Raw genomic sequence first — 21953 nt, 5'->3', positions numbered from 1 at the left:
TGTTTTAAGTATCTGATAATGAATATTTTGGACATAATTATATACTGCCAAAAACTCAACTGTAGCGAGATGAGTGCGTAAGCCTAATCATCTATCCATTTACCAAAACCCAATCGTTATGCAAGAAGAAAGCAAATCAACCGGTACTGCTCAGCTCGACGCTACTATTCAGGCTCTCCAAGGCGGCAACCTTGCTGGATTAGCCCCCCAGGCTGGCCCTAACATTCAGAGCTGGATCAGTACTCTGCAACACTCCAATAATGGTCAGCTCTCGGGTATTGCCTCGGAGCTGGAGCGCCTAAACGACGCGCTGTCGGGCAGCGCGCCCGACACAATGCAGGTGCAGCAGTCATTAAAAACGTTGGGCGAGCACACGCTGCGTGCTGCCGAGTCGGCTGATCCCGGTTCTCAGGACAAAGTGCGCCAGCTCGGTCAGGCGCTTAGCGCGGCCGCCAGTCAGATTCATTAAGCACAAATTTGCCCCCAGAGATTGGCCCGACGCCGCAAAGGTGTCGGGCCGATTTCCGGTACTCTGTTTTCTACTCTTTTCCGACGCCTTTCTCTGCTATGTCAACATCCCCAAACAACCTATCCCACCTCGATTCAACTCTGAATTCGCTGAATGGCGGCTTGCACGAAGCGCGCCACGGCGCCACGCGCAGCATCAACAGCTGGATTGATACGCTCAAGGTTAGCGCCGATACTAAGTTAAATGGTGTGGCCCGCGAGCTAGAGAACCTAAAGGATCTGCTCGATTCGCCCATGCCCGACACCACCCAACTCAGCCAGTCGCTGACAAAGCTGGGCGAGCATACCACCAAAGCCGCTGCCGGCGCCGACGGTGCTACGGCCGATAAGCTGCAGCAGTTAGGCCAAATGCTTAGTAGCGCCGCCGGTCAGTTGAAGTAAAAGCTGATTAGCATAAAGTAGAAGAGGCTGAGTAAAGACTAATTATAGCCTTTACTCAGCCTCTTCTGTTGTTAACGCAGATTGGTTCTAGTAACCCATCGCTTTATCGTCGCCCCGTGGGTCGGCGCCGCCTTGTAGGTGGCCGTCGGGGAGCACACGGATAGCATCGACCCGACCCCACGCACTGCGTGGATTGATCTTGTAGCCACGGCGCTGGAGCGTGTCGCGGGCGGCGGGAAGGAGGGCATTTTCTTCGGCATCGATCTGGTCGGGGAGCCACTGGTGGTGCAAGCGCGGCGCCGATACTGCCTGCTGCATGGTCATGCCGTAATCGAGCACATGGATAATGGTTTGAAGGACACTGGTGATGATGGTGCTGCCACCGGGCGTACCCACTACCATGAATAGTTTGTCGCCCTGCGTAACGATAGTCGGCGTCATAGACGAAAGCATGCGCTTGCCGGGCTCAATCGCGTTGGCAGTGCCGCCTACCAAGCCATAATAATTGGGCACGCCAGCTTTCACCGAGAAGTCGTCCATTTCATTGTTCAGCAAAAAGCCCGCGCCGCCCACTACCACTTTGCTGCCGTAGCTGCCGTTGAGGGTAGTAGTGCACGATACAGCATTGCCGGTAGCATCCACGATGTTGTAATGAGTAGTTTGGTCGCTTTCGTATACAGGCAGACCCGCGCCGGCTTGCACCTCCGAAGACGGAGTAGCCCGGCCATTATTTTCCAGCGTGCTCATCCGATTTTTCACATAAGTTGGATCAGTGAGCTGGGCTATCGGTACTTTGCCGAAGTCAGGGTCGCCGAGGTAAGTGGCGCGGTCGGCATATACCCGACGCTCGGCCTCCGTGATATAATGCACTGCCAGCGGCGAATGCCACCCAGCGGCGCGCAAATCGTAGGGCTCCAGCATTTGTAGCATTTGCAGCAACGCCACGCCACCGCTGCTGGGTGGGGGCATAGCAATCAAATCGTAGCCTCGGTAGCTGCCGCGCAATGGTGTACGCCACTTGGGCTGATACTTCAGCAAATCCTGCTCGGTAATGATGCCGCCGCCCCGCTGCATCTCAGCTACGATTAGCTTGGCAGTTGGACCTTGGTAGAACCCTGCTCTGCCCTGGTCGCGGATACGCTCCAGAGTGCGAGCCAGGTCGGGGTAGCGGATAGTGTCGCCGGCCTGCCAAGGGCGCGTATCGCCATCGGGCCGCACATAAGCGGGTAAGTTTTTGGGGTTGTACTTTATGAAATCTGGCCGGGTGCGGTTGAGTCCAGCGGCTTCTTTGGCTGTGAGCACCACGCCCCGACGAGCCAGCTCTACGGCGGGCTGTACAAGGTCAGTCCAGGGGAGTTTGCCCAGCTTTTGGTGCACCGTTACCATGCCAGCCACGGTGCCCGGCACGCCTGATGCCAAGTGACCTGCCGTGCTCAGATCAGTGATGACGTTGCCTTGCTTATCCAAGTACATGTCGCGGCTGGCGGCAGCGGGGGCCATTTCTCGGAAATCGAGCGCGCCTACGCTGCCTTCATACCCCCGATATAGAAAGAATCCGCCGCCGCCGAGGTTGCCGGCCGTAGGAAAGGCCACCGCCAAAGCAAACTGTACGGCCACGGCTGCGTCGTAGGCATTGCCGCCTTTCTGCAACACTTCCAGGCCAATGCGCGACGCTTCCGGGTGCGCCGACACAACCATAGCCTGCGCCGTAATGAGACTCGGCTCGGAAGACGGCAACGGAGCCGCCAGCGTGTTGGCGGGAGTAACTGAAGCGGTTGGGGTGCTGGTAGTGCAAGCCAGCAGTGCCAATAAGGCGAAAGAGTAAAAGCGGGACTTCATGCAGGTAAGATAGGGCATACAGCCGTTACCAAGCTTTGTGCCCCTTTTATGTAATATAGCCACGGTAAAATATATTTTTTAAAAGGCCCCCAAATTTGCCCCCCAGCACCGCATGCTACGTTGAGAAGATAAAAATAAGGCAGCTTTGAGTAGCTTAAGAACCGAACTGCCTCGCTAACACCACTCCCGCAAGAGGAGCCGCTGATAATCCGACGGTAATGATAGTTTTGCCTAAACTCTAGTTGCGCTATGAAAACTCCTGACCTTACTGTTGCCTCAACCGCTATCCTGCCCATCGTGCAGCAGGATTCTTGGCTCGAACCTTTCGAACCCGTGCTGCTGGCTCGGCAAGAGCGCCTGCGTCAGCGTTTGCAGGAAATTGAACAGTCGCATGGTTCGCTGAGCAAATTTGCCACCGCTCACCAGCAAATGGGTCTTAACTACGATGCTCGCCGCCGTGGCTATTGGTACCGGGAGTGGGCGCCGGCCGCTGAAGGTCTTTTTTTGGTTGGCGACTTTAATGGCTGGGACCGCGCCGCTACGCCCCTGAAAAAAGGTGAAAATGGCGTTTGGGAAGTGTTTTTGTCCGATAAAGAGTACAAAGACCGACTCACGCACTATAGCCGCTACAAAGTGCACGTCGTTACCCACCGGGGGGCAAAAGATCGCCTGCCGGCTACGCTGCGGCGCGCTGTGCAGGACCCCGAAACCAAAGATTACACAGGTCAAGTGTGGCGCCCCGAAGCGCCCTATACTTGGACTGATCAGAAGTTTCGAATCAATAATTATGTGCGCGAGCCCTTCATCTATGAATGCCATATTGGTATGGCTACCGAAGAAGGGAAGGTGAGCAGCTACTTGGAGTTTGCCGAAAAAGTGCTGCCACGCGTGCAGGCTTTAGGCTACAATTGCTTGCAGCTGATGGCCGTAATGGAGCACCCGTATTACGGCTCCTTCGGCTACCATGTAGCTAACTTCTTTGCGGTCTCGTCGCGGTTCGGCACGCCCGAGGAGTTGAAGCACCTGATAAACGAAGCGCATAACAGGGGCATCGCGGTGCTGCTGGACGTGGTGCATTCGCACGCTGTGAAGAATGAAGCGGAAGGATTAGCTGATTTCGACGGCTCTGGGGGGCAATATTTTCACGCTGGGCCCCGCGGCAACCACCCCGGCTGGGATTCTAAGCTATTCAACTACGGACAGCCGGAGGTGCAGCAGTTTTTGCTCTCCAACCTGCGCTACTGGCTGGAGGAGTTTCACTTCGATGGCTTTCGCTTCGATGGCGTGACTTCCATGCTCTATCATCATCATGGCGAAGGTGTAGCGTTTAGCTCTTATGCGCAGTATTTTGGTCCGGAGGCCGATGAAGACGCTATCTTATACCTACAGCTGGCCTCCACGCTGGTGCAGGAAATAAAGCGCGGCGCTTTGCTTATTGCTGAAGATATGAGCGGCTTGCCCGGCTTATGCCGGCCCATCAGCGAGGGTGGTGTCGGGTTCAATTATCGCTTGGGTATGGGCATTCCCGATTACTGGATTAAGCTGCTTAAGCACCGCCGCGACGAAGACTGGAACCTGGGTGAGCTATGGTATACGCTCACCAATCGCCGCGTAGGGGAGAAGACCGTGGCTTACGCCGAGTCGCACGACCAAGCCTTGGTGGGAGACAAAACCTTGGCCCACTGGCTTATGGATGCGGCCATTTACTCGCACATGAGTAAAAATGACCCCGACCCCGTGGTGGCTCGTGGTATGGCGCTGCACAAGATGATTCGCCTCATCACGCTGGCATTGGGGGGCGAAGCTTACCTCACCTTTATTGGCAACGAGTTCGGACATCCTGAGTGGGTCGATTTTCCCCGCCAAGGCAACGACTGGAGCTACCACTATGCGCGGCGGCAGTGGTCGTTGGCCGATAACCCCGACCTTAAGTACCAATACTTACTGGCTTTCGACAAGGCAATGATAGGCATGGCCAAATCGCGCCGTTTGCTGGCGGCTGCCCATGCCCATCTGCTCAACAATGACCCCGAAAATCAAGTCCTTATTTTCGAGCGTGGGGGGCTAATTTTTGTGTTCAACTTCCATGTTGAGCGCAGTGTGCCAGACTATCGCTTCTTCGTGCCCAAGCCAGGTCGCTACCGGGTTGTTCTGTCTTCCGATTCGCCCCAATTCGACGGCTTCAACCGCGTAGATGATGCGTTGATTTATGAAACCTTCCAGGAAGATGAGGTAGACAAATTGAGCCTGTATGTGACCAGCCGCACGGCCTTGGTACTAGCGCGAGTGTAATACTGGCTGGAAGTAGGCAGGTGGAAATGTGGGGGGCAAATTGGAGCTAAAATAGTGTCGCAAATGCCCCCTTACATTGTCGCATTTGCACAGTTCCGTTCGCTGGGGTTGCTTTTATCTTTGTTAGGTACTCCTTAAAACCACAACGTTATGGCAACCCAGATCTTCGTAAACCTACCCGTAAAAGACCTCAACAAGTCGGTGAATTTCTTCACTCAACTCGGCTACCAGTTCAATCAGCAATTCACGGATGAAAATGCCACCTGCATGATCGTAGGGGAGAATATCTACGTGATGCTTTTGGTAGAGCCTTTCTTCAAAACGTTTATCAAGAAGGAGATTGTGGACGCTACTAAAAGCACAGAGACTATTATCTGTCTTTCAGCAGATAGCCGCGAAGAGGTAGATGAGATGGTCCGTAAAGCAGTTAGCGCTGGAGGCACTATAACCCGTGAGCCCGAGGTGCACAGCTTTATGTATGGCCATGGCTATCAGGACTTAGATGGGCACCTGTGGGAAGTCATGTACATGGACCCATCTGGCGTGATGCCTGAACAGCCCGTAGCCGAGGCTAGTGCTCACTAGGCAGATAACTACAAGCGAAAGCGCCGTATCCAGCCACGACAGCTGGATACGGCGCTTTCGCTTGTAGGCTGGTTTCTTACCGAAAACGGCGCCCAATTTTAATCCGCTCAATGGCTTCTGCGACCCGCTCGGCCCGCTTTTCGTATTTCTTGGCCCGGGTTATCCACTGGGCGTACTCTTTGCGCTGCGCGTAGGAAAGTTGCTCAAACTTGGCCAGCAAGTCGTTTTGAGCCAGCGCACTCGTCAATTCGGCCGGAATATCCAGAACGTCCTCCTCCGTGTCGGGGGCTAACACAACATGCACCATTTCGCCCCACGTTTTATCAATCGTGTTGCGAATTTGCTTGTGCACGGTCAGAATGTGTTCACCGTCAGGAGTGGGCGTCAGGGGCAAACGAAACGGGAACCCATCGATGGTGCCGCGCACGTGCAGGGTGCCACGCTGCCCATACACTTCCTCAACACTGAAAGGAACGGTCAGGAATACGCCGCCGTCGGAGCGGTGTAGCTCAAGCTGGGCGTCGAAGGTTTGCTCAGAGGCGGTAGGGGAGGGAGTCGTCATCAGTCAATTTTTTGACAAAGAAACAACGCTGCCAGCTACTACTAGTTCCGAGAGATGGATTGTAGCGCCGTAGTCAGAGCTTCCTCATCGTGGGCCGCAACTACTTTTATGCGGTCGGCAGCAACAGAATACGCACTTTGCAGGCGCTCAGCCAAGGCTTCGGACGCGGCCAGAACCAGCGTAGCCCGGCGAAGTGCCAACCGCTCCAGCTCCAAAATCCAGCCGCGGTCATTGAGTGAATCGCGGTCTAGCGCTAGCGAATGTACGTGCAGCACCAACGGCCGACCGGTAAGCTGCCGGATTTCGAGGCCCGCCAACCACACATGCCACTCGGGGGCGTAGATCACGCCAAAATCTTCGCGCAATGCCAGCCGCGTAGCAAAGCGCGTGTACTGAATAATCTGAAAATTAAGGTCGCCGGGGGCTTCGGGTAGTGCCGTAAGCAGGTTGCGTAAGGTTGCACGATCAGCCGAAAACTCGATGGGGGGCAAATATTCTGGTTGAATGGGCTCGGCTGGCTTATCCAGCGTCAGATTATCGCCGGGATGGTCAAGGTCGTGGGCCTCATCGGCACCGGGCTCCGAAGCTTCCACTGCCTGCTCATCGGCCAGAAGAAGGTCTGGGGGGCTTTTTTGCTGTATGTATCCCGTTTCGTTCAGGATCGTTTGGCTTGAGTCCGCCCCATCCGCCTGGTTCTGCGTAGCTCCTATGTAAGGTGTTGCCGGCGACTCCCAAGCACCAACCACGCGCGCGGGCTGCAGCTCGTCCAGATCCGCCAGGGTTAGCGTGTCGAGGCTGGTAATACGCGCATTAGAAGGCTGGCCGGTGGGCAGGTGAGGCAGAATAGCCGTCAGAGTGGTATTGGAAGCTAGGGCTTGCAACAGCGGCAGCGACTCTGGTTGCCCTGAGTTGGAGGCTTGCGTTGTCTCATCCCAGCCTAACAACAACACCTTAAGATTGGGATTTTCCATGGAGAAGGGACGGTGACGGGAAAAAAAAGGTCAGCAAAAAACGCCTGTAGTGGCTGTACAGTCGAGTTTTACTTAATCAGCTCCTAAGGTTAGCTAAATTTCGCGGTAATCAGTTTTACCTTGCAGACTTATGTGAAAAAACTTTCCGGCGCGGCCGGACTTTTTTTTGCTCATCTCTACTGCTGCTTACGCTCATGGCTGATATAATTCAGGAAAACAATTACATGGTAAACGATCTGGCTACCAGAGGGAAGCAAGAGCTTTCGCCCGGCCAGATTGTCTCATGTAAGCAAACAAATAACGAGTTTCTCTTTACCTGCGACAATGGCGTGCAGCTGCGTCTGGAGGTAATTACCGATAAAATACTTCGCTTTCGCTACGCCACCGAGGTTGGCTTCGCGCCCGACTTCAGTTACGCCGTGCCCGCCGATCTGCCTCGGGCCGCACTGGACTTTTTGGAGTTTCGGGAAAAGCCGGACCACTATCGCATCACCACCGACCGCCTCATCTGCACTATTTTTAAGGAGAACCTGACTACCCGCGTGCTCGACCGCTCCGGTACGGTGCTGTCGGCCGACGAGAAAGGGTTTCACTGGGAGCACGACGATGACACCGGCAACGACATCGTGAAGATGAGCAAGCAGGTGCAGGGCGGCGTGCATTACTACGGCCTCGGCGATAAGCCCGACAACATGAACCTGCGCGGCAAGCGCTTTACTAACTGGGGCACTGACACCTACGGCTACGTAAAAGGCTCCGACCCGCTGTACAAGAACATTCCGTTTTATCTGGAGCTGCACCAGAAAATTGCTCACGGCATTTTCTTTGACAACACCTTTAAAGCCAGCTTCGACTTCGCCGCCGAGCGCGCCGACGTCACCAGTTTCTGGGCGCAGGGCGGCGAGATGAACTATTATTTTCTCTACGGCCCCACGCTTACCGAAGTAACCCAGGAGTACACCCGTCTCACTTGCCCGCCCGAAATGCCCCCCATGTGGGCTTTAGGCTATCATCAGTGCAAATGGAGCTATTACCCCGAGAGCAACTTCCGGGCTATTGGCACCGGTTTTCGGGAGCGGCAGATTCCGTGCGACGCGCTGTATCTGGACATCGACTACATGGACGGCTACCGGTGCTTCACCTGGAGCCCCACCCACTTTCCCGACCCCAAAACGATGGTGCGGGAGTTGGCCGCCGATGGCTTCAAAACCATCGTTATCATCGACCCCGGTATTAAGATTGACCCCAACTATTCGGTGTACACCGAAGGCTTGGCCAACGACTATTTCTGCCGGCGCGCCGATGGGCCACTGATGCGTGGCTCGGTATGGCCAGGTCTGTGCAACTTCCCCGATTTCACTCGCCCCGATGTGCGCGAGTGGTGGGCGGGCTTGTTCAAAGGCTTGATTCAGGAAGATGGCGTGCGCGGTGTCTGGAATGACATGAACGAGCCGGCCGTGTTCGAGAAAGGTACCTTCCCGGATGATGTGCGCTTCAACTACGACGGCAACCCAGCCTCGCACAAGAAGGCCCACAATATCTATGGGATGCAGATGGCACGGGCCACGGCCGCGGGCGTGAAGCAGTTTACCTATCCCAACCGTCCTTTTACTATCACGCGCAGCACCTACGCCGGTGGGCAGCGCTATTCCTCCGCCTGGACCGGCGACAATATTGCTTCCTGGGACCACTTGTGGCTGGCTAATATCCAGTGTCAGCGCCTAAGTATCAGTGGTTTCTCGTTTGTCGGCTCCGACGTGGGCGGCTTTGTAGAAACACCCGATGGCGAGCTATATGCCCGTTGGATTGCGCTGGCGGCCTTTCATCCGTTCTTCCGTACCCACTCCAGCGGCGACCATGGCGACCAAGAGCCGTGGTCATTTGGCGAAGAAGTAACTGATCTGGCCCGTAAGTTTATCAGTCTACGCTACCAGCTGCTGCCTTACGTGTACACCACGTTCTGGCAGTATGTGAAGCAGGGTACGCCCATGTTGCGCCCCCTAGCTTTCCTCGACCAGACTGACACGGATACATATCTGCGCATGGCTGAATTCAGCCTGGGCGACCACCTGCTTGTGTGCCCTATTACCACCGCCGGCGCCGATGGCCGCTGGATGTATTTGCCTAAAGGACAGTGGTATTACTGGTGGACCGATGAGGCTCGTACGGGCGGGGCCGAAGTATGGGCCAGCGCCAACCTCGACCGTATTCCACTCTTTGTAAAGGCAGGCGCTGTTATTCCGCTTTACCCTGTGATGCAGTACGTGGGCGAGAAAGTGGTGGAAGAGGTGACGCTGCATGTATACTACAAAAATGGCACCGAGCACAGCGTCCTTTACGATGATGGAGGCGAAGGCTACGGCTACCAGGAAGGCCACGCCACGACGCGCCGCTTCACCGTCATCGGCACTGACACCACGCTCACGCTCCGCCAAGAAATAGAAGGCGACTACACGCCCAGCTTTGCTACCTACCGGGTGGTGTTTCACGGCTTGCCCTTCGCTCCGCTGAAAGGCACCGTCGATACGAAAGCCGCTCCTTTGACGGAAGCTGCGACTGAAACGGATGCTAAGCTGCCTGAAACTATTGTGAAGGCAGGGTTTGCAGAAATTGTGATTAAGTAAGCATAATCTTATTTCTGATAGCGGACATCATCTGACACCATAAAAAAGCCCCCCAGGGTATTCTGGGGGGCTTTTTTATGATGTTTTTCTATTTAATCAGGTCGAACGCAGACGTTTCAATAATAAAAGGCGTTAGCAGGCTTTCTATATACTTATTATACGATATGAAAGGTTGGCTACACGTAGCAGGTTGCCTTGTTGGCATGCTAATGATAAACGTTAATAGTCTTGCTCAGAGCCTTCAAACAATACCTCCTAATCCATCAGAAATTTATGTTGATCCAGCGGCGGCTAGTAAAGCTATAACTAAGCCGATCAGCCGATATCAGTTTTATGCAGGTGCTCAAGCAGCAGCGCACGCTTATAAAGTAGCCTCCACTAGCTACCCAGTTCAACAAGCTGATATCTATCCATTGTATTTATTTGTTGGCTATCATCTACGACCGCAACTAGCAGTGCAGGTCGGATTTTTACAGCGTAATCCGCGCCCCTATGGTGAGAGTACTTCAGGGTTTGGCCCGATGGGACAGCCTATTTCTTCTTCTGACTACAGAGACGAATATGACGCGGCCCTGCCCGTGCTATTGCGCTATCGGCTTACCCGGTTACGCCATCGCCTGTATCTCCAAACATTACTAGGAGTGACAACTGAGTTCAATCGGTATAAGCGTGACTATATAGAGGTGATAGCAGGGCAGGTATATCCACAAGAACAGGTTAACGTTCGGGCCACTAATTTTTATCTGACTGCGGGATTCGCTTTGGGTTACACAGTAGGATCACGTGTAGACATTATGCTAGAAGCGGCTGCCCTGCGCAATTTAACCAATCGCCCGGGCGGCAATTGGGACCCCGCCAAGGAAATTACACCAGCCCTTGGCATAGGTTTGCTCTACAATTTTGATCTCGGCCGCAAGAGGGCCCTAACCGATGCGTTTCACCAAAAAGCTTCCTAGAGTACTATGGGGGCTTTTTGGGCTACATAAAACGTTGGTTTTCAACTTAGGAGTGCCATCTGCCGAGCAAACGAGAGGCACATGCCTGTCTGTCTGCATTTTAAAGCAGCACGGTGTATTTTGTATGTGCGTTTTCCACAAGTTTTAAACGCTTACTCACAAAGCCTAGGCCCATGAACCTGCGTCATGCTACACCGGCTGATGTTCCGATTTTATTTGATATCCGATGTTCCGTGCGCGAAAACCACCAGTCGCGCGAGGAGCTAGCAGCACTGGGTGTCACGGATAGCACTGTGGTCGAAATGCTGCAGGGCGACGGTCCCGGCTGGCTGGCCGAAATAGATGATAAGCCCGTGGGTTTTGCGATGGTAATTCTGTCGGAGCGGACGGTATTTGCGTGCTTTATCCGGCCTGGCTTCGAAGGCCGAGGTATCGGGCGGCGGCTAATGGAAGCCGCGGAAGCGGAGTTGCGGCGGCACAGCATTCAGGAAGCTTGGCTTACAACGGGTGCCGATCCTGCCATTCGCGCTAACGTCTTTTACCAAGCGTTGGGCTAGAAGCCTGATGGCTACGCGCCCGATGGCCAGATTCGCTATATAAAGCAACTAGCTCCCAAAGCGTAAAAGAGCACACCGATGTTGCTCTAACCTCACACGCTAAGCGTCAGGACATCTGTAAGGATAGAATGGCTCTTGGCGGTGACCAGCTACACATTAGTCCGCAGATACTGATACACCTCTGGATTACTTAGAAGCCCAATATGGCTTTGCTGGGCAAATACGCTGGTAGTTACCACCGTCCCGGCTGGGAGCGCCGGGTCGCCGAAGGTGCGCCCGATGGCGCTGCCGCCACCCACGAGGCCGTCGCCGAAGTAATGGTCGAGGGCCGAGCCCATGGTTTTGAGCAGCGAGCCCACCAGCACATGGTAGTGTACGCCGGGCAGGGGCGGAACCATGGTGCGGGGGGCAAAAATGTCGTTGGCGTGCGGGCTTTGCCAATCCTCATCCACCAGCCAGGCATGGCGCAGGTCCTTGATGCCGTTGCTGCGCTGGTCCATGGCTTTGCTGAGAAAGCGCGTGGGCGCTACGTTTATCTTGCGTAGCAGCACGGAAGTAAGGTGGCTGTTTTGCTCTAGAAACGACCCATCGTTGGGTACACCCAGCAGGAACACCGACTTCAGATGCTTCACCCAAGGCGCTTGCTCCTGGCCTTTACGGACGCCGTAGTGGCCCGCGCTGCGAATCACTAAGCCTCCCATGGAATGGCCCACCAGCACCAACTCGCCAATAACTTCAGCGTGATGCTCAAATAGCTCTGTCAGTAATACATTGAGCAGTTGGCCATTTTCCGAAATGTGCAGGCCGCTATTGTAGCGCACATACAGAGACCGCACACCGGCTTCCTTTTGCAGTAGCGGCCCGTAGCGGGGAGTATCGGCCGCGCCCGACTGCCAGATCATCTCGTCGCCCATCAGGCCGTGCAGAAACACTACGGTCTTCTGTGGCTCAGTGCTTAGGCGTAAATCAGCAACGCCAACATCAGCACCGTGCTGGCGAAAGCTCATCTGAATGGCCCGCCGATCCTGGCGCTCGGCTAGCTGGTCGCCGATGGCACCGTTGAGTACTGGCAGGGTAAAGTGACGGTACGCCTGGCCCGTGCGGTACAGAAAATCAAGGCCCGTGCCGGGCAAGGAAGCCGCCCGGCGCATAGCCGACCTAGCCCGCTGCCACCTTGATGAGGACTCTGGTTTGGGCTCTGGATTAGTAAGGTCAGGGTTGGGTGCAGAACCCTCGGGGGGCAATTCTTCGGTCACTGAATCAATAATTTGCGCGTCAGCGTACCCTCCGGCGTGCTTAAGCGCAGTAAGTAAACGCCCGCAGGCTGGCCCCGCAGACTAATAAGCCGGCCACTAGCGGCGCTGATGGGGGCCGCGCCCTGCCGCTGTACTATGCGGCCAGCAGCATCCGAAATGGTAAAAGGCGCCGTGGCTACACCGGGCTTTTGCAAAGAAGCTAGCGAGAAATCGCCGTTGGAACTGGGGTTGGGATAAACAACTAAAGCAGCCTCAAGCTGCGGGTTGCGGTCGGCCGTGACGGTAAGGGGCAATGTCACGTCGTCCACAAACAAAGACGCAGTAGGTGAAGGCGTTGCACCCGTGCCGGCTACAAAGAAAATGCGCAGCGTATCGGGCATGGTGGTGGCGCTGTACGTGATGGGCAGGTTTATCAGACGATAATCCGGTACGCCGCCCATAAGCTGAATAGAAGTCTGCCCCACTATGGTTCCCTCCTTCGACAATACTAGGCCCACTTGGCCCGTCTCCGTGGAGGTGCCGGTATACTTAAACCAGAACTGCATAGCGGTGGGTCGGGCCGTGAACGGGATGCCGCCGGGCCGCAGCCGAAGGATATCCTCCTGTGTGCGCGGCAAGTTATTCGGATTGATTAACGGGGTTTCGGTGCCGAGTAATAACACTGCCGGTATCGGAAAATTACCTACCAACGGAATGCTTATGTTCTTGAAAGTCAGGCGGGCGGCAAACTGGCCGGCGTGCGCTTCCGTCGATTTCGTTACCCCGCCTATTGCTAGCGGTAAGATGGCCGCTCCAATCTCGTCGGAGGTAATCCACTGCGTGGGCGCTTCCACGTTGCTTTGCGTAGCCCAAGCCTCAAAGGTGCCATTAGCCAAGGTGCTTTGCGCGGCAGCCGTGCCCGACCACCATAAACCACCGAGTAACAAAAGAGAAAGTAAAGGAGCCTTCATGCAGGTGTCAGATTGAGGTAGGAGTAAAGAAGAGCAGAACGGCCGTCCACTCGGTTGTAAGTTACGGGTACACTACGTTGCTAATTAGCTATTGGGTTGTTTGTTTAACGCTAATTCGAGTAACAAAATAGTAACTGCCGAGCTTTTGGGGGAAATCCAAAAAATCAGGCGCCGCCAGTAGCGCCAGGTAGCCGCGTGCGGCCGAGCAGCGCTCCGACCAATAAACCGGTAAATAAGCCCCCCAGATGCGCCGCGTGGTCGATATTGCCCCTAGGCTGCCTACTAGTCCGTTGAGCATAAAGTAGAAAACAAACCACAGCAAGGTGCGGCGTTGGGTGCGGCCGAAGGGCACGGCGCGCGTCAGAAGCAAAGCCAGCAAAAGCCCGTACAACCCAAAAATGGCCCCCGACGCGCCTACGGAGTTTACCCCCGCGCTATTCCACCACACACTGGCTAGGCTACCCCCAATGCCGCACACCAAAAAGCCCCCAGCAAGCGCCACCGGCCCAGCAGCGGCTCCAGCAACGACCCCAGAAACAGCAGCCCTAGTCCATTAAGCAGCAAATGCGCCACGCCGCCGTGCAGAAAGCAACTGGTAAGCAGGCGCCAGGGCTGCCCATGCAAGGTGAGCGGCGAAAAATTAGACCCCCACTGCACTAGCTCCTCCCCACTCGGCGCGAGCGGATTGGCCGCGGTAAAGGCCAGCAGGGCATAAATCACTATGTTCAGGTCGAGCAGCAGGGGCGTGACGAAAAACGAACCGGCCGGCCACAGCATGGCCTGCAAGCTCCGCAGCAGGAGACGACCAGTGCTTTCGTCGGGAAGGGATGGAGATGGAGGGATGGGTGACGCGGGCCCTTCTGTGGGCACAAGGCCGCGCCGCTGCAACTCACGCACAGCGGCCTGTACCACTGCGGGCGGGAAGCGCTGCGCCTGCCGGGCTAAAAAGAAGAGTTCAGCGTCGGTTTTCTGGGCGTATAAATCGTGGGAGTTATCGGGGTCCATACGGCCATAGAACTGGTCATCAACGCGCTGCCGTCATGTCGATGTGTCGGGTGGGCTGCTTACCGCCGCGCAACTCGTAGAGCATATCTTCCACCGGAGCCAGGGTTTTGATTACTTCGCCATCCATAGGTGGGCGGCCCAGGGAATAGTTTTCGCGCATTTCCTGCAACGACTGCATCCGCCGGTTGGCGATGTCGTGCATCAGGTTTACCCGCTGCTGCATTACGGGTCGCAGATTATGATTGTAAACCAATACGCGCGTCAGCTCGCGCCATTGGTCGTATACCAGCGCGGTTTTGCCCGGAAACGTGGAATCTATCTTGGCTATGGCTACTTGGTTGGCCAAAAATTCGGCTTGCTTTTCGGCTTTCCAGAAACGGCCCGACAGAATCAGGTACTTGCCCAGAGGCTTCTTGTCGGTGCGCTCGTTGGGGGGCAAAAGGCTGGGCTCCGTCTTTAGCTGCGCGGCGGTTTCAACTTCAAAAGTCGGTAACACATTCAGCTCCACCGACTTTAGTTCGGTAGTGACCTTGGGCACAACCGCAAAAGCAGGAGCGGGCTTATGAAACTGAGTATATACCAAGCACCCAACTACCAGCAGCGCCACACCAATACTGGGAGCCAACCAGCGCCGCTCAACAGGCTCGTTTTCATAGTCGTCGGTTGTATAATTTTCAGTATCAGAAAGATGGGCGCTGGTCGCTACACCACGCCGGTGCAGCTCTTGCCGGGCCGCGGTTACTACAGCCTCGTGGTAGAGGTCAGGATGCTGGAGGAAATAAAGGAGTTCAGGATTGGTTTTCTGGGTAAATAAATCGTTTGAATTGTCTGGAGTCGATGACATGCGTAAGCTGGGTAGCAAGTGAGAAATAGAGAGGATAATAAACTCCCCAAGTTGGCAAAAAAGCACGGCAATGCCACCCTTTTAAAGCCAAACCCGCGTATAGTTCAGCAAGTACTTTTTCGCTCTAACCTCTTCTGCTATGGCAAACGACCAAAACCAACCCGAACAACAATCCACCGATAGCCGCGCTATTCAGCAAGGCACTGTTTCCCAATCCGATCAGCGCCAGCCGGAAGGCCGCCAGGCGTCCGGCGACGGCAACGATTCGCTGCGTGGCCTCAACGCCGACGACAACTCGGGGAGCGGCGGCACCGAAGGCGGCCAGGAAATTAAAGGCAAAAACGTAAGCACCAGCACTACCTATGACGAGCCCGGCAATGCCGCCGAGGGCGACGTGGGGGGCAGCACAACCAGCAGCGGCACGGGTGTATCGGGCGGCGAGACTGGCCGAGTAAACCTGTAGCATAAGCTGTTTTGATATCTCATCTCATTCTTAATCCACTGCATACCATCATGACAAACCACCCACAGAACACCGACTCAACTTCCGAAGACAGCGGCGCAAACCGCGTGAGTACTACCAACAGTGGCCAGGATGGCACCACTAATAATGAGGCATTATCTACCGCCCAAAAGCACGATCAGAAGCAGGCACAACCACAAGGTGGCCAACATGCTACTACTACCAGCACCCAAGGCAATATGGGTGATGGAGCCGGTATCCGTGGCGACTACGGCGACAGCGACCAAACCAACGGCATGGAAGGCGGAGATGGCGCCGACATGCGTCGTGCCGCTGAGGCTGGCGGCGAAAGCGAGAATTCAGGTCGCTAACCCAAAGCGTTAAAGCCACCCTTATTTAGAACAGGAAGGCAAATTTGCCCCCCAGAGGCCCCCAGTACTTACCTACGCATCATTTGATAGGCTGTAAGCACGCACCCGCGTATCTTCCCAGCCATGAAAAATACCAGATGGTGCCAAGACAAGTGGTGGGGGCCTTTTTGTGCGGTAATAGTCGGGGTGAATATGCTAATGAGCCCTATCGCGGTGGCCCAGACAGGCAACCCATTGCGCCGCCTGTTGCACGCTGATACCGCCCGCTTTGGGCGTATTTTACGTGCCCCAAAGCAGTATCGCGTCCAGATTATCTATACCCAAATCAACCGCGACGCCCAAAACAAGCCTCACTTTCGCTCTTACACCTACGGGGGGGCAAATTTGCGGCGCTACTTCTACCCGGCCAGTACAGTGAAGCTGCCAGCGGCCGTGCTGGCGCTCGAAAAGCTGCGCGGCCTGCGCACCCAGCATCCGGCCCTGACGCCAGAATCGCCCGTGCGCATCGATTCAGCTTTTGCTGGCCAAACGCGCGTCGTGCGAGATTCTACTAATTCTACAGGTCGGGCCAGTATTGCGCACTACATTCGCAAAGTGTTGTTGGTGAGTGATAACGACGCTTACAATCGGCTGTATGAGTTTCTGGGTCCGGGGCCGCTCAACGCTGAGCTGCACCGGCGCGGATACCAGCACGTACGGCTGATGCATCGTCTTTCGGTGGGCGACCAAGAACCGGGTTCGCGTCACACAAATCCGATGACCTTTTTCGCCGATTCGTCGCTGCAAATGCCAGTGTATCAGCAGCCGGGGGGCTTTTTTGCAGGTGCCTGGCCTCAGCTTAAGCTGAAAGGGGAGAAGATAGGCAAGGGCTATATGCAGGGCGAGAAACGGATAGAGCAGCCTCTCGATTTCAGCACCAAAAATTACATTTCTCTGGCAAGTTTGCAGGGAGTGTTGCGGGCTATACTTTTTCCGGAAAGCTTACCGGCAGAACGCCGATTTCAACTCGATGCCGCTGATTATCAGTTTCTGAGGCGGTATATGGCAATGTTGCCGCGGGAAAGTGAGGCCCCGCGTTACGACTCGCTGGAATACCCTGATAACTACGCCAAGTTTTTGCTAGCGGGCGGCCCGGCGGGGCCGTTGCCGTCGGGCGTGCGCATTTTCAACAAAATTGGGCAGGCCTACGGGTTTCTTATTGATAACGCCTACATCACGAATGAGGCGCAAGGCGTGGAATTTCTGCTGTCGGCCGTGATCTATACGAATGCAGACGGTATTCTCAACGACGACAAATACGAGTATGATGCAATTGGCTTCCCCTTCATGCGCGATTTGGGACAGGCGGTGTATCAGCATGAACTGAAACGTCTCCGCCGCTATCGGCCCAATTTAAGTCAATTCCGGGAAACGCAACGAAAGTGATTTTCTAAATTATGTAACCTTTTTGGATTAAGCTTTTTTATTGCAAGATGCTGTTTACGATTGTGTTAGCAAAATAAATAAGCGTTGAAGCACGGCTGCTCACCGTCTTTTAATAATGAGCAGCAACTAATAGTCAAATGAAGAGTACACACTAATACTCGAAGCTCAGCCTTGCATTCGTTAAGCCTTTTTGGCGTTCGTCGGCTGTATGGAAAGTGGCCGCTATATTGCATTAGTACAAAGCCTGCCTTCACCTATGGGCATGCAGTTGAGAACAGAAAATGCCCCCCAGCGAGTCCATATCCCCGAATATGCATGGCCTACGCATCATTTCCATGCCCGACGATTACCATCGGCAGGTGCGGGAAAATGCAGATAGCGAGTTAGTTGACCTTGCGAAGTTTATTCCCAGCATCACGCTGGATATCCGCTATGCCACCGCCGCCAACCTACTTGGCCGCCCGCTGTATCAGCAGCCCAAAGCATATTTGCGCCGTCCTGCTGCTGCGGCCTTGCGCGCTGTGCAGGCCGAACTAAATGCCGTCGGAGTGGGCTTGAAGATATTCGATGCCTACCGCCCATATAGCGTTTCGGTAGCTTTCTACGACCATGTGCGCGATGAAACGTTTGCTGCTCCGCCATGGCGCGGCTCCCGCCACAATAGGGGTTGCTCGGTAGATGTAACGCTGGTGAGCTTAAACACGGGCCAGGAACTCAGCATGCCCACCGATTTCGACGATATGACGCCTGCCGCCCACGCCGATTTTTCAGGAGTTCCAACGCTGGCCCTCCTCAATCGGGCAGTTTTGCGGGCCGTTATGAGCCGGCACTGCTTTGAGCAATACACCGGTGAGTGGTGGCATTTCGATCATAAGTGCTGGGAAAACCATGACCTCATGGATCTGGAGTTTCAGGCTTTCGGCTGAACCTGGGGTAGCGTTGGGCTAACTAAGGGGAGAAACCGGTAAGCTTCGCTGAAAATGCAGCAGCAGAATCTGGTCGATTTTCTCTTTGGTGAGAGGCTTGCTCACCAGGCCGGCGATATTTAGTTCTTCCAAGCGGCTCAGGTCGCGGGCGTCCATGGTGGTAGTGAGCATGATAATGACCGTGGCGCGGTGCTTCGTAGCGGGCAATTGCCGATAGGCTTCGAGGAAGGCAATACCGCCCATACCGGGCATCTTTACGTCGAGCAGAATGAGGGCCGGCTCATCAGGACCAGCGGTGTTGACGATGATGTCCAACGCCCGGGCTCCGTCCTCCGCCGTGAACAGGTGGTCAGTGACTTCGAGTTGCTTGAAAAGCAGCTCATTCAAGAAATTATTGGTCGAATCGTCGTCAACCAGCAGTACACTCGAAAGCTTTTCCATAGAGAGTATAGGATAAAAGTAGCCAGCTTAGGCGGGCAGAAAAACGGTGAAAGTAGAGCCGACACCGGGCTGGCTCTCCACAGTGATAGTGCCGCCAGCATTGTCCACGAGGCGCTTAACCATGAACAAGCCCACGCCCGAGCCCTCGACATGAGTGTGCAAGCGGCGGAACATACCAAATAGCTCGCCCTGCTGAGCTGCGGTAAGCCCCAAGCCATTGTCTTGTACAGTAATTACCAAGTGACCAGGCAAGCAGTGTGCCTGCAGCAGCACCTGAGCTGGTCGGTCGGGGGCGCAGTACTTCACGGCATTGCTGAGCAAGTTATACACCACTGAGCGCAGGGTTTTGGGGGCTACGCGCACGGCCTCGCAGCCGTTTACAGTCACGCGCAAGGTAGCGGGCGCCGCTTCTAATATAGGGGCCAGGTCGAGGCGCACACCTTCGATAAGAATGGTTAGGTCTACCATTTCGGGCGCTTCGGCCCGTTGCAACTGGGATATATCCGTGAGGTGACCAATGGTTTGCTGAAAGCGTGTTACCGAGCCCTCCATCATATCGAGGAGGCGCGGCACCAGGGGGGCTTGCTGGGCCTCGGGGGGCAATTGCTGGCGCAAAGCCAGTAGCAGGCCTTCAATATTGGAAATTGGAGCCTTCAGATCGTGTGAGGCGGTATAAACGAAGGTGTCGAGGTCGGCGTTGGTACGGCTGAGGCGGGTGTTGGTATCGTTCAACTCCTTATTGGTGGCCGCTAACTCCTTGTTGAGGGCATGTACCTGCTGGCGGGCGACTACCTGATCGGTTACGTCGATAGCCACGCAGGCAATGCGCACAACATAGTCCTGTGCATCTCGCAAGGGCTCAAACACGAAGCTAAAATACCCCGGGCTATCTGGCTGGTGGTACGGCAATTGAGCCGGCATTTCCTTTACAACAAGGGTTTTACCGATCTGCCACACCTGGTTCAGTAGTTCAGGCACCCCCTGACTGACGAGCTCCGGCAACACCTCAAAGTAGGGCTGCCCTACCAGTTGCTCCCGCCTGCGACCCAAAATCTGCTCCATGAGCGGATTCACAATGTTGAACACATAGTTGGGCCCTTCCACTACAAATATGGCCGTCGGCGACTGCTCAAATACCGATTCAACCAACTGCTGCTGAGCTTCGCGTGCTTGGCGGGCCCGCACCTGCTCGGTTACCTCATGGATAAACACGGCTACACCGGCAATGCGGTCATTCTCGCGGTAAGCCTGATAAGTAAAAGTAATGTAACGAGGTGGTCCGCCGGGCGTGGCCGTACGCAACGGTTGCTCCAGCCCCTGATACATTTCGCCCGTCTGGTACACTCGGTCGAGGCGGCCGATAACATCCGACGTTGCCATGTTAGGATAGACTTCGAGTACGGTGCGCCCGCGCAGGTTGTCGGCCGGGTATAGCTGCGCGAAAGAATCGTTGAAGTATTCGATGCGGTGGTTGGGTTCGCGCAGCAGAGCCACGGCCACCGGTGCCCGCTCAAACAAACTCAGCAGCTCCTGGCGCTCTTGGGCGCGGCGCTGCACTGCTATCAGTGCCTTAGCCTGTAGCGCCTCGGCTTGCCGACGCGTACGCACGGCCTCAGTGGTATCCAGAATGAAGGCCAAAATGCCTTGAGTTTGGCCCTGACTGTCTTTGAGGGGCTGATAAATGAAATCGACGTAGTGCTGAAGAGGCGGGCCAGTGGGCTGGTCCAGCAAAATGGCAATTTCCTTTCCTATGAATGGCTCACCGCTCGAATACACGCGGTCAAGCAACGACAGGAAGCCCTGCTCCACTACTTCGGGCAGCACTTCGGCTGCAGTCTTATACAGAACGGGCCGATTGCCCGTGAGAGTAGAATACTGGTTGTTGAAAAACGCGAATCGGTGGTCGGGCCCGGTGAGCGTGGCCACGGCGGCCGGCACCTGTCCCAGAATCTGGCTCAACAGGCCTTGCTGTTCCTCCAACCGATGGGTGCGCTCCTGCACCCGAACCTCTAGGTCATGGTTGAGCTGCTCCACGCCCTGCCGGGCTTCTACCTGGGCTGTGACTTCGGTGGCCGAGGCAATGATACCAGTAATGGTTTGTTGGATATCGCGCAGGGGCTGATATACAATGTTGAAATACCCCGGAATCAACTCGCCAGTGCCCACGCGGTCTATTTGTACCCACTGCTCGTGCAGGTGATACGGGTTGCCCGTGTGGTACACGTCGGCAAAAATGGCCTCGAAGCCCTGGCCAGTAAGGTCAGGTAAAGCCTCGAAATGCGGCCGACCGATAATCTGGGTTATGGGCCGGCCCCATAGCCAGCCCATGCCCTCGTTGGCAAACGTGACAACGTGCTCCGGTCCGTCCAGGATAGCAATGGCAACGGGCGCCTGCTCCAGCGTGGCTTGTAAGGTGGCCTTCTGCGCATCTGCTTCGGCACGAGCCTGCTGTTCGCGGGCTTGGCTTTCGCGCAAGGCCATAGCCGCTGCTGAGGGCGCATGTTCACCCCCGTCGGAGAAGCTCACCAATAGTCCCTCTTCCAGACGCTGGGCGTAGACCCGAATAAAGTTGTCGCCGCTAGCCTGGTAAAATTGGTCGAACTGAGCTGGCGTGCCGGTCAGATACGTGTCGTGGCAAAAGGCAAAGGCGCCGTTTGCCGCACTATCCGGCCATTGCTCTAGGAATGTAACCGTAGGCTGCGCGGGCAAACCCAGCGTGCGCTGGGCGGTGGCGTTGAGGTAAGCAAAGCGAAAATCAACTGCCCGGCCGCCCGCATCGAGTACCGAAGTGTAGTACACAATGCCGTTGGGTAACAGGTCCAGCAGGGCGGGAAGCGTGGTGGCGGGCAGTCCAGAAGTTGTCAGAGAAGTCATAAACAGGAAAAGAAAGCCGCCAGATAACCTTCCAAGGTACAACAATTAGCGTGAGGGAAGCCAGGAAGGTCGTGTAGCCAGAGCCACAGATTTACGCTGGTTG

19 protein-coding genes and 2 pseudogenes are annotated in these 21953 nt (G+C 55.4%); 11 read left to right on the top strand and 10 right to left on the bottom strand.

All coding sequences use genetic code 11. The features are described from left to right. Positions 1 to 118: 118 nt before the first annotated feature. The gene (locus G7064_RS06720) at positions 119 to 469 is read left to right on the top strand and encodes a hypothetical protein (protein ID WP_133272030.1); all 351 of its coding nucleotides are present in this window, start codon (positions 119 to 121) and stop codon (positions 467 to 469) included. A gap of 98 nt (positions 470 to 567) precedes the next feature. Continuing rightward, positions 568 to 909: a hypothetical protein gene (locus G7064_RS06715; RefSeq protein ID WP_133272031.1), complete on the top strand. Its 342-nt coding sequence runs from the start codon at positions 568 to 570 to the stop codon at positions 907 to 909. 87 nt (positions 910 to 996) lie between these two features. On the opposite strand, the gene ggt is transcribed toward G7064_RS06715, so the two are convergent. Beyond that, positions 997 to 2748, bottom strand: a complete 1752-nt coding sequence (ggt, locus tag G7064_RS06710; protein WP_166072982.1) for a gamma-glutamyltransferase — start codon at positions 2746 to 2748, stop codon at positions 997 to 999. 249 nt (positions 2749 to 2997) lie between these two features. On the opposite strand from ggt, the gene G7064_RS06705 reads away from it, so the two are divergent. Beyond that, the gene (locus tag G7064_RS06705) at positions 2998 to 5040 is read left to right on the top strand and encodes an alpha-amylase family glycosyl hydrolase (RefSeq protein ID WP_166072981.1); all 2043 of its coding nucleotides are present in this window, start codon (positions 2998 to 3000) and stop codon (positions 5038 to 5040) included. 150 nt (positions 5041 to 5190) lie between these two features. Next, positions 5191 to 5625, top strand: a complete 435-nt coding sequence (locus G7064_RS06700; RefSeq protein ID WP_133272032.1) for a VOC family protein — start codon at positions 5191 to 5193, stop codon at positions 5623 to 5625. Positions 5626 to 5701: 76 nt separating this feature from the next. On the opposite strand, the gene G7064_RS06695 is transcribed toward G7064_RS06700, so the two are convergent. Next, positions 5702 to 6187: a DUF1905 domain-containing protein gene (locus tag G7064_RS06695; protein ID WP_133272033.1), complete on the bottom strand. Its 486-nt coding sequence runs from the start codon at positions 6185 to 6187 to the stop codon at positions 5702 to 5704. Positions 6188 to 6228: 41 nt separating this feature from the next. Continuing rightward, on the bottom strand, positions 6229 to 7158 hold the full coding sequence (locus tag G7064_RS06690) for a glycosyltransferase (RefSeq protein WP_166072980.1): 930 nt from the start codon (positions 7156 to 7158) through the stop codon (positions 6229 to 6231). A 194-nt stretch (positions 7159 to 7352) separates the two neighbouring features. Between G7064_RS06690 and G7064_RS06685 the strand changes: the two genes are divergently transcribed. The 3 genes from G7064_RS06685 to G7064_RS06675 all read left to right on the top strand — a co-directional run bounded on the left by G7064_RS06685 (position 7353) and on the right by G7064_RS06675 (position 11295). After that, a complete protein-coding gene (locus G7064_RS06685; protein ID WP_240935784.1) occupies positions 7353 to 9782 on the top strand; it encodes a TIM-barrel domain-containing protein in 2430 nt (809 codons plus the stop codon). A gap of 164 nt (positions 9783 to 9946) precedes the next feature. Next, positions 9947 to 10738, top strand: a complete 792-nt coding sequence (locus G7064_RS06680; RefSeq protein WP_166072979.1) for a hypothetical protein — start codon at positions 9947 to 9949, stop codon at positions 10736 to 10738. A gap of 173 nt (positions 10739 to 10911) precedes the next feature. Continuing rightward, a complete protein-coding gene (locus G7064_RS06675) occupies positions 10912 to 11295 on the top strand; it encodes a GNAT family N-acetyltransferase (RefSeq protein ID WP_166072978.1) in 384 nt (127 codons plus the stop codon). Between the two features lie 149 nt (positions 11296 to 11444). Here G7064_RS06675 and G7064_RS06670 read toward each other — a convergent pair whose 3' ends face one another. From G7064_RS06670 to G7064_RS06650, 5 genes and pseudogenes are all read right to left on the bottom strand, one after another. Further along, a complete protein-coding gene (locus tag G7064_RS06670) occupies positions 11445 to 12551 on the bottom strand; it encodes an esterase/lipase family protein (RefSeq protein ID WP_166072977.1) in 1107 nt (368 codons plus the stop codon). Further along, entirely contained in the window at positions 12548 to 13501 is a 954-nt protein-coding gene (locus G7064_RS06665; RefSeq protein WP_166072976.1) for a T9SS type A sorting domain-containing protein, read from the bottom strand. Before G7064_RS06665 ends, G7064_RS06670 begins: the two co-directional genes overlap by 4 nt. Positions 13502 to 13665: 164 nt before the next feature. Beyond that, positions 13666 to 13824: pseudogene (locus tag G7064_RS23230) on the bottom strand (rhomboid family intramembrane serine protease); the annotation flags it as partial. Positions 13825 to 13946: 122 nt separating this feature from the next. Then, a pseudogene (locus tag G7064_RS23225) lies at positions 13947 to 14278 on the bottom strand (rhomboid family intramembrane serine protease); the annotation flags it as partial. A gap of 247 nt (positions 14279 to 14525) precedes the next feature. Continuing rightward, positions 14526 to 15350 carry a hypothetical protein gene (locus G7064_RS06650; protein ID WP_166072972.1) on the bottom strand — a complete coding sequence of 275 codons (825 nt, stop codon included), beginning with the start codon at positions 15348 to 15350 and terminating at the stop codon, positions 14526 to 14528. A gap of 139 nt (positions 15351 to 15489) precedes the next feature. Here G7064_RS06650 and G7064_RS06645 point away from each other — a divergent pair, with 139 nt between their 5' ends. The 4 genes from G7064_RS06645 (at position 15490) to G7064_RS06630 (ending at position 18535) form a co-directional block, all read left to right on the top strand. Further along, positions 15490 to 15813: a hypothetical protein gene (locus G7064_RS06645; protein WP_166072971.1), complete on the top strand. Its 324-nt coding sequence runs from the start codon at positions 15490 to 15492 to the stop codon at positions 15811 to 15813. A 50-nt stretch (positions 15814 to 15863) separates the two neighbouring features. After that, positions 15864 to 16184 (top strand): hypothetical protein, encoded by a 321-nt coding sequence (locus G7064_RS06640; protein ID WP_166072970.1) that lies wholly within the window; start codon positions 15864 to 15866, stop codon positions 16182 to 16184. Positions 16185 to 16307: 123 nt separating this feature from the next. Continuing rightward, entirely contained in the window at positions 16308 to 17609 is a 1302-nt protein-coding gene (locus G7064_RS06635; protein ID WP_240935780.1) for a serine hydrolase, read from the top strand. A 311-nt stretch (positions 17610 to 17920) separates the two neighbouring features. Beyond that, positions 17921 to 18535, top strand: coding sequence for a M15 family metallopeptidase (locus G7064_RS06630; protein WP_166072969.1), 615 nt, complete (start codon positions 17921 to 17923; stop codon positions 18533 to 18535). Between the two features lie 18 nt (positions 18536 to 18553). Here G7064_RS06630 and G7064_RS06625 read toward each other — a convergent pair whose 3' ends face one another. Together G7064_RS06625 and G7064_RS06620 are read right to left on the bottom strand one after the other, a co-directional pair. Then, complete coding sequence (locus tag G7064_RS06625) at positions 18554 to 18976, bottom strand: response regulator (RefSeq protein ID WP_166072968.1); 423 nt, start codon at positions 18974 to 18976, stop codon at positions 18554 to 18556. A 27-nt stretch (positions 18977 to 19003) separates the two neighbouring features. Next, positions 19004 to 21850: a PAS domain-containing protein gene (locus G7064_RS06620; protein ID WP_166072967.1), complete on the bottom strand. Its 2847-nt coding sequence runs from the start codon at positions 21848 to 21850 to the stop codon at positions 19004 to 19006. Positions 21851 to 21953: the final 103 nt, after the last annotated feature.

Source organism: Hymenobacter sp. HDW8, from assembly GCF_011305775.1.
Lineage (GTDB): Bacteria > Bacteroidota > Bacteroidia > Cytophagales > Hymenobacteraceae > Hymenobacter > Hymenobacter radiodurans.
This window is presented reverse-complemented; position numbering and strand designations above follow the sequence as displayed.

Coding starts and splice junctions, on each gene's coding strand:
- G7064_RS06720 (WP_133272030.1), top strand. CDS start 119: ATGCAAGAAGAAAGCAAATCAACCGGTACTGCTCAGCTCGACGCTACT.
- G7064_RS06715 (WP_133272031.1), top strand. CDS start 568: ATGTCAACATCCCCAAACAACCTATCCCACCTCGATTCAACTCTGAAT.
- ggt (WP_166072982.1), bottom strand. CDS start 2,748: ATGAAGTCCCGCTTTTACTCTTTCGCCTTATTGGCACTGCTGGCTTGC.
- G7064_RS06705 (WP_166072981.1), top strand. CDS start 2,998: ATGAAAACTCCTGACCTTACTGTTGCCTCAACCGCTATCCTGCCCATC.
- G7064_RS06700 (WP_133272032.1), top strand. CDS start 5,191: ATGGCAACCCAGATCTTCGTAAACCTACCCGTAAAAGACCTCAACAAG.
- G7064_RS06695 (WP_133272033.1), bottom strand. CDS start 6,187: ATGACGACTCCCTCCCCTACCGCCTCTGAGCAAACCTTCGACGCCCAG.
- G7064_RS06690 (WP_166072980.1), bottom strand. CDS start 7,158: ATGGAAAATCCCAATCTTAAGGTGTTGTTGTTAGGCTGGGATGAGACA.
- G7064_RS06685 (WP_240935784.1), top strand. CDS start 7,353: ATGGCTGATATAATTCAGGAAAACAATTACATGGTAAACGATCTGGCT.
- G7064_RS06680 (WP_166072979.1), top strand. CDS start 9,947: ATGAAAGGTTGGCTACACGTAGCAGGTTGCCTTGTTGGCATGCTAATG.
- G7064_RS06675 (WP_166072978.1), top strand. CDS start 10,912: ATGAACCTGCGTCATGCTACACCGGCTGATGTTCCGATTTTATTTGAT.
- G7064_RS06665 (WP_166072976.1), bottom strand. CDS start 13,501: ATGAAGGCTCCTTTACTTTCTCTTTTGTTACTCGGTGGTTTATGGTGG.
- G7064_RS06650 (WP_166072972.1), bottom strand. CDS start 15,350: ATGTCATCGACTCCAGACAATTCAAACGATTTATTTACCCAGAAAACC.
- G7064_RS06645 (WP_166072971.1), top strand. CDS start 15,490: ATGGCAAACGACCAAAACCAACCCGAACAACAATCCACCGATAGCCGC.
- G7064_RS06640 (WP_166072970.1), top strand. CDS start 15,864: ATGACAAACCACCCACAGAACACCGACTCAACTTCCGAAGACAGCGGC.
- G7064_RS06635 (WP_240935780.1), top strand. CDS start 16,308: ATGAAAAATACCAGATGGTGCCAAGACAAGTGGTGGGGGCCTTTTTGT.
- G7064_RS06630 (WP_166072969.1), top strand. CDS start 17,921: ATGCATGGCCTACGCATCATTTCCATGCCCGACGATTACCATCGGCAG.
- G7064_RS06625 (WP_166072968.1), bottom strand. CDS start 18,976: ATGGAAAAGCTTTCGAGTGTACTGCTGGTTGACGACGATTCGACCAAT.
- G7064_RS06620 (WP_166072967.1), bottom strand. CDS start 21,850: ATGACTTCTCTGACAACTTCTGGACTGCCCGCCACCACGCTTCCCGCC.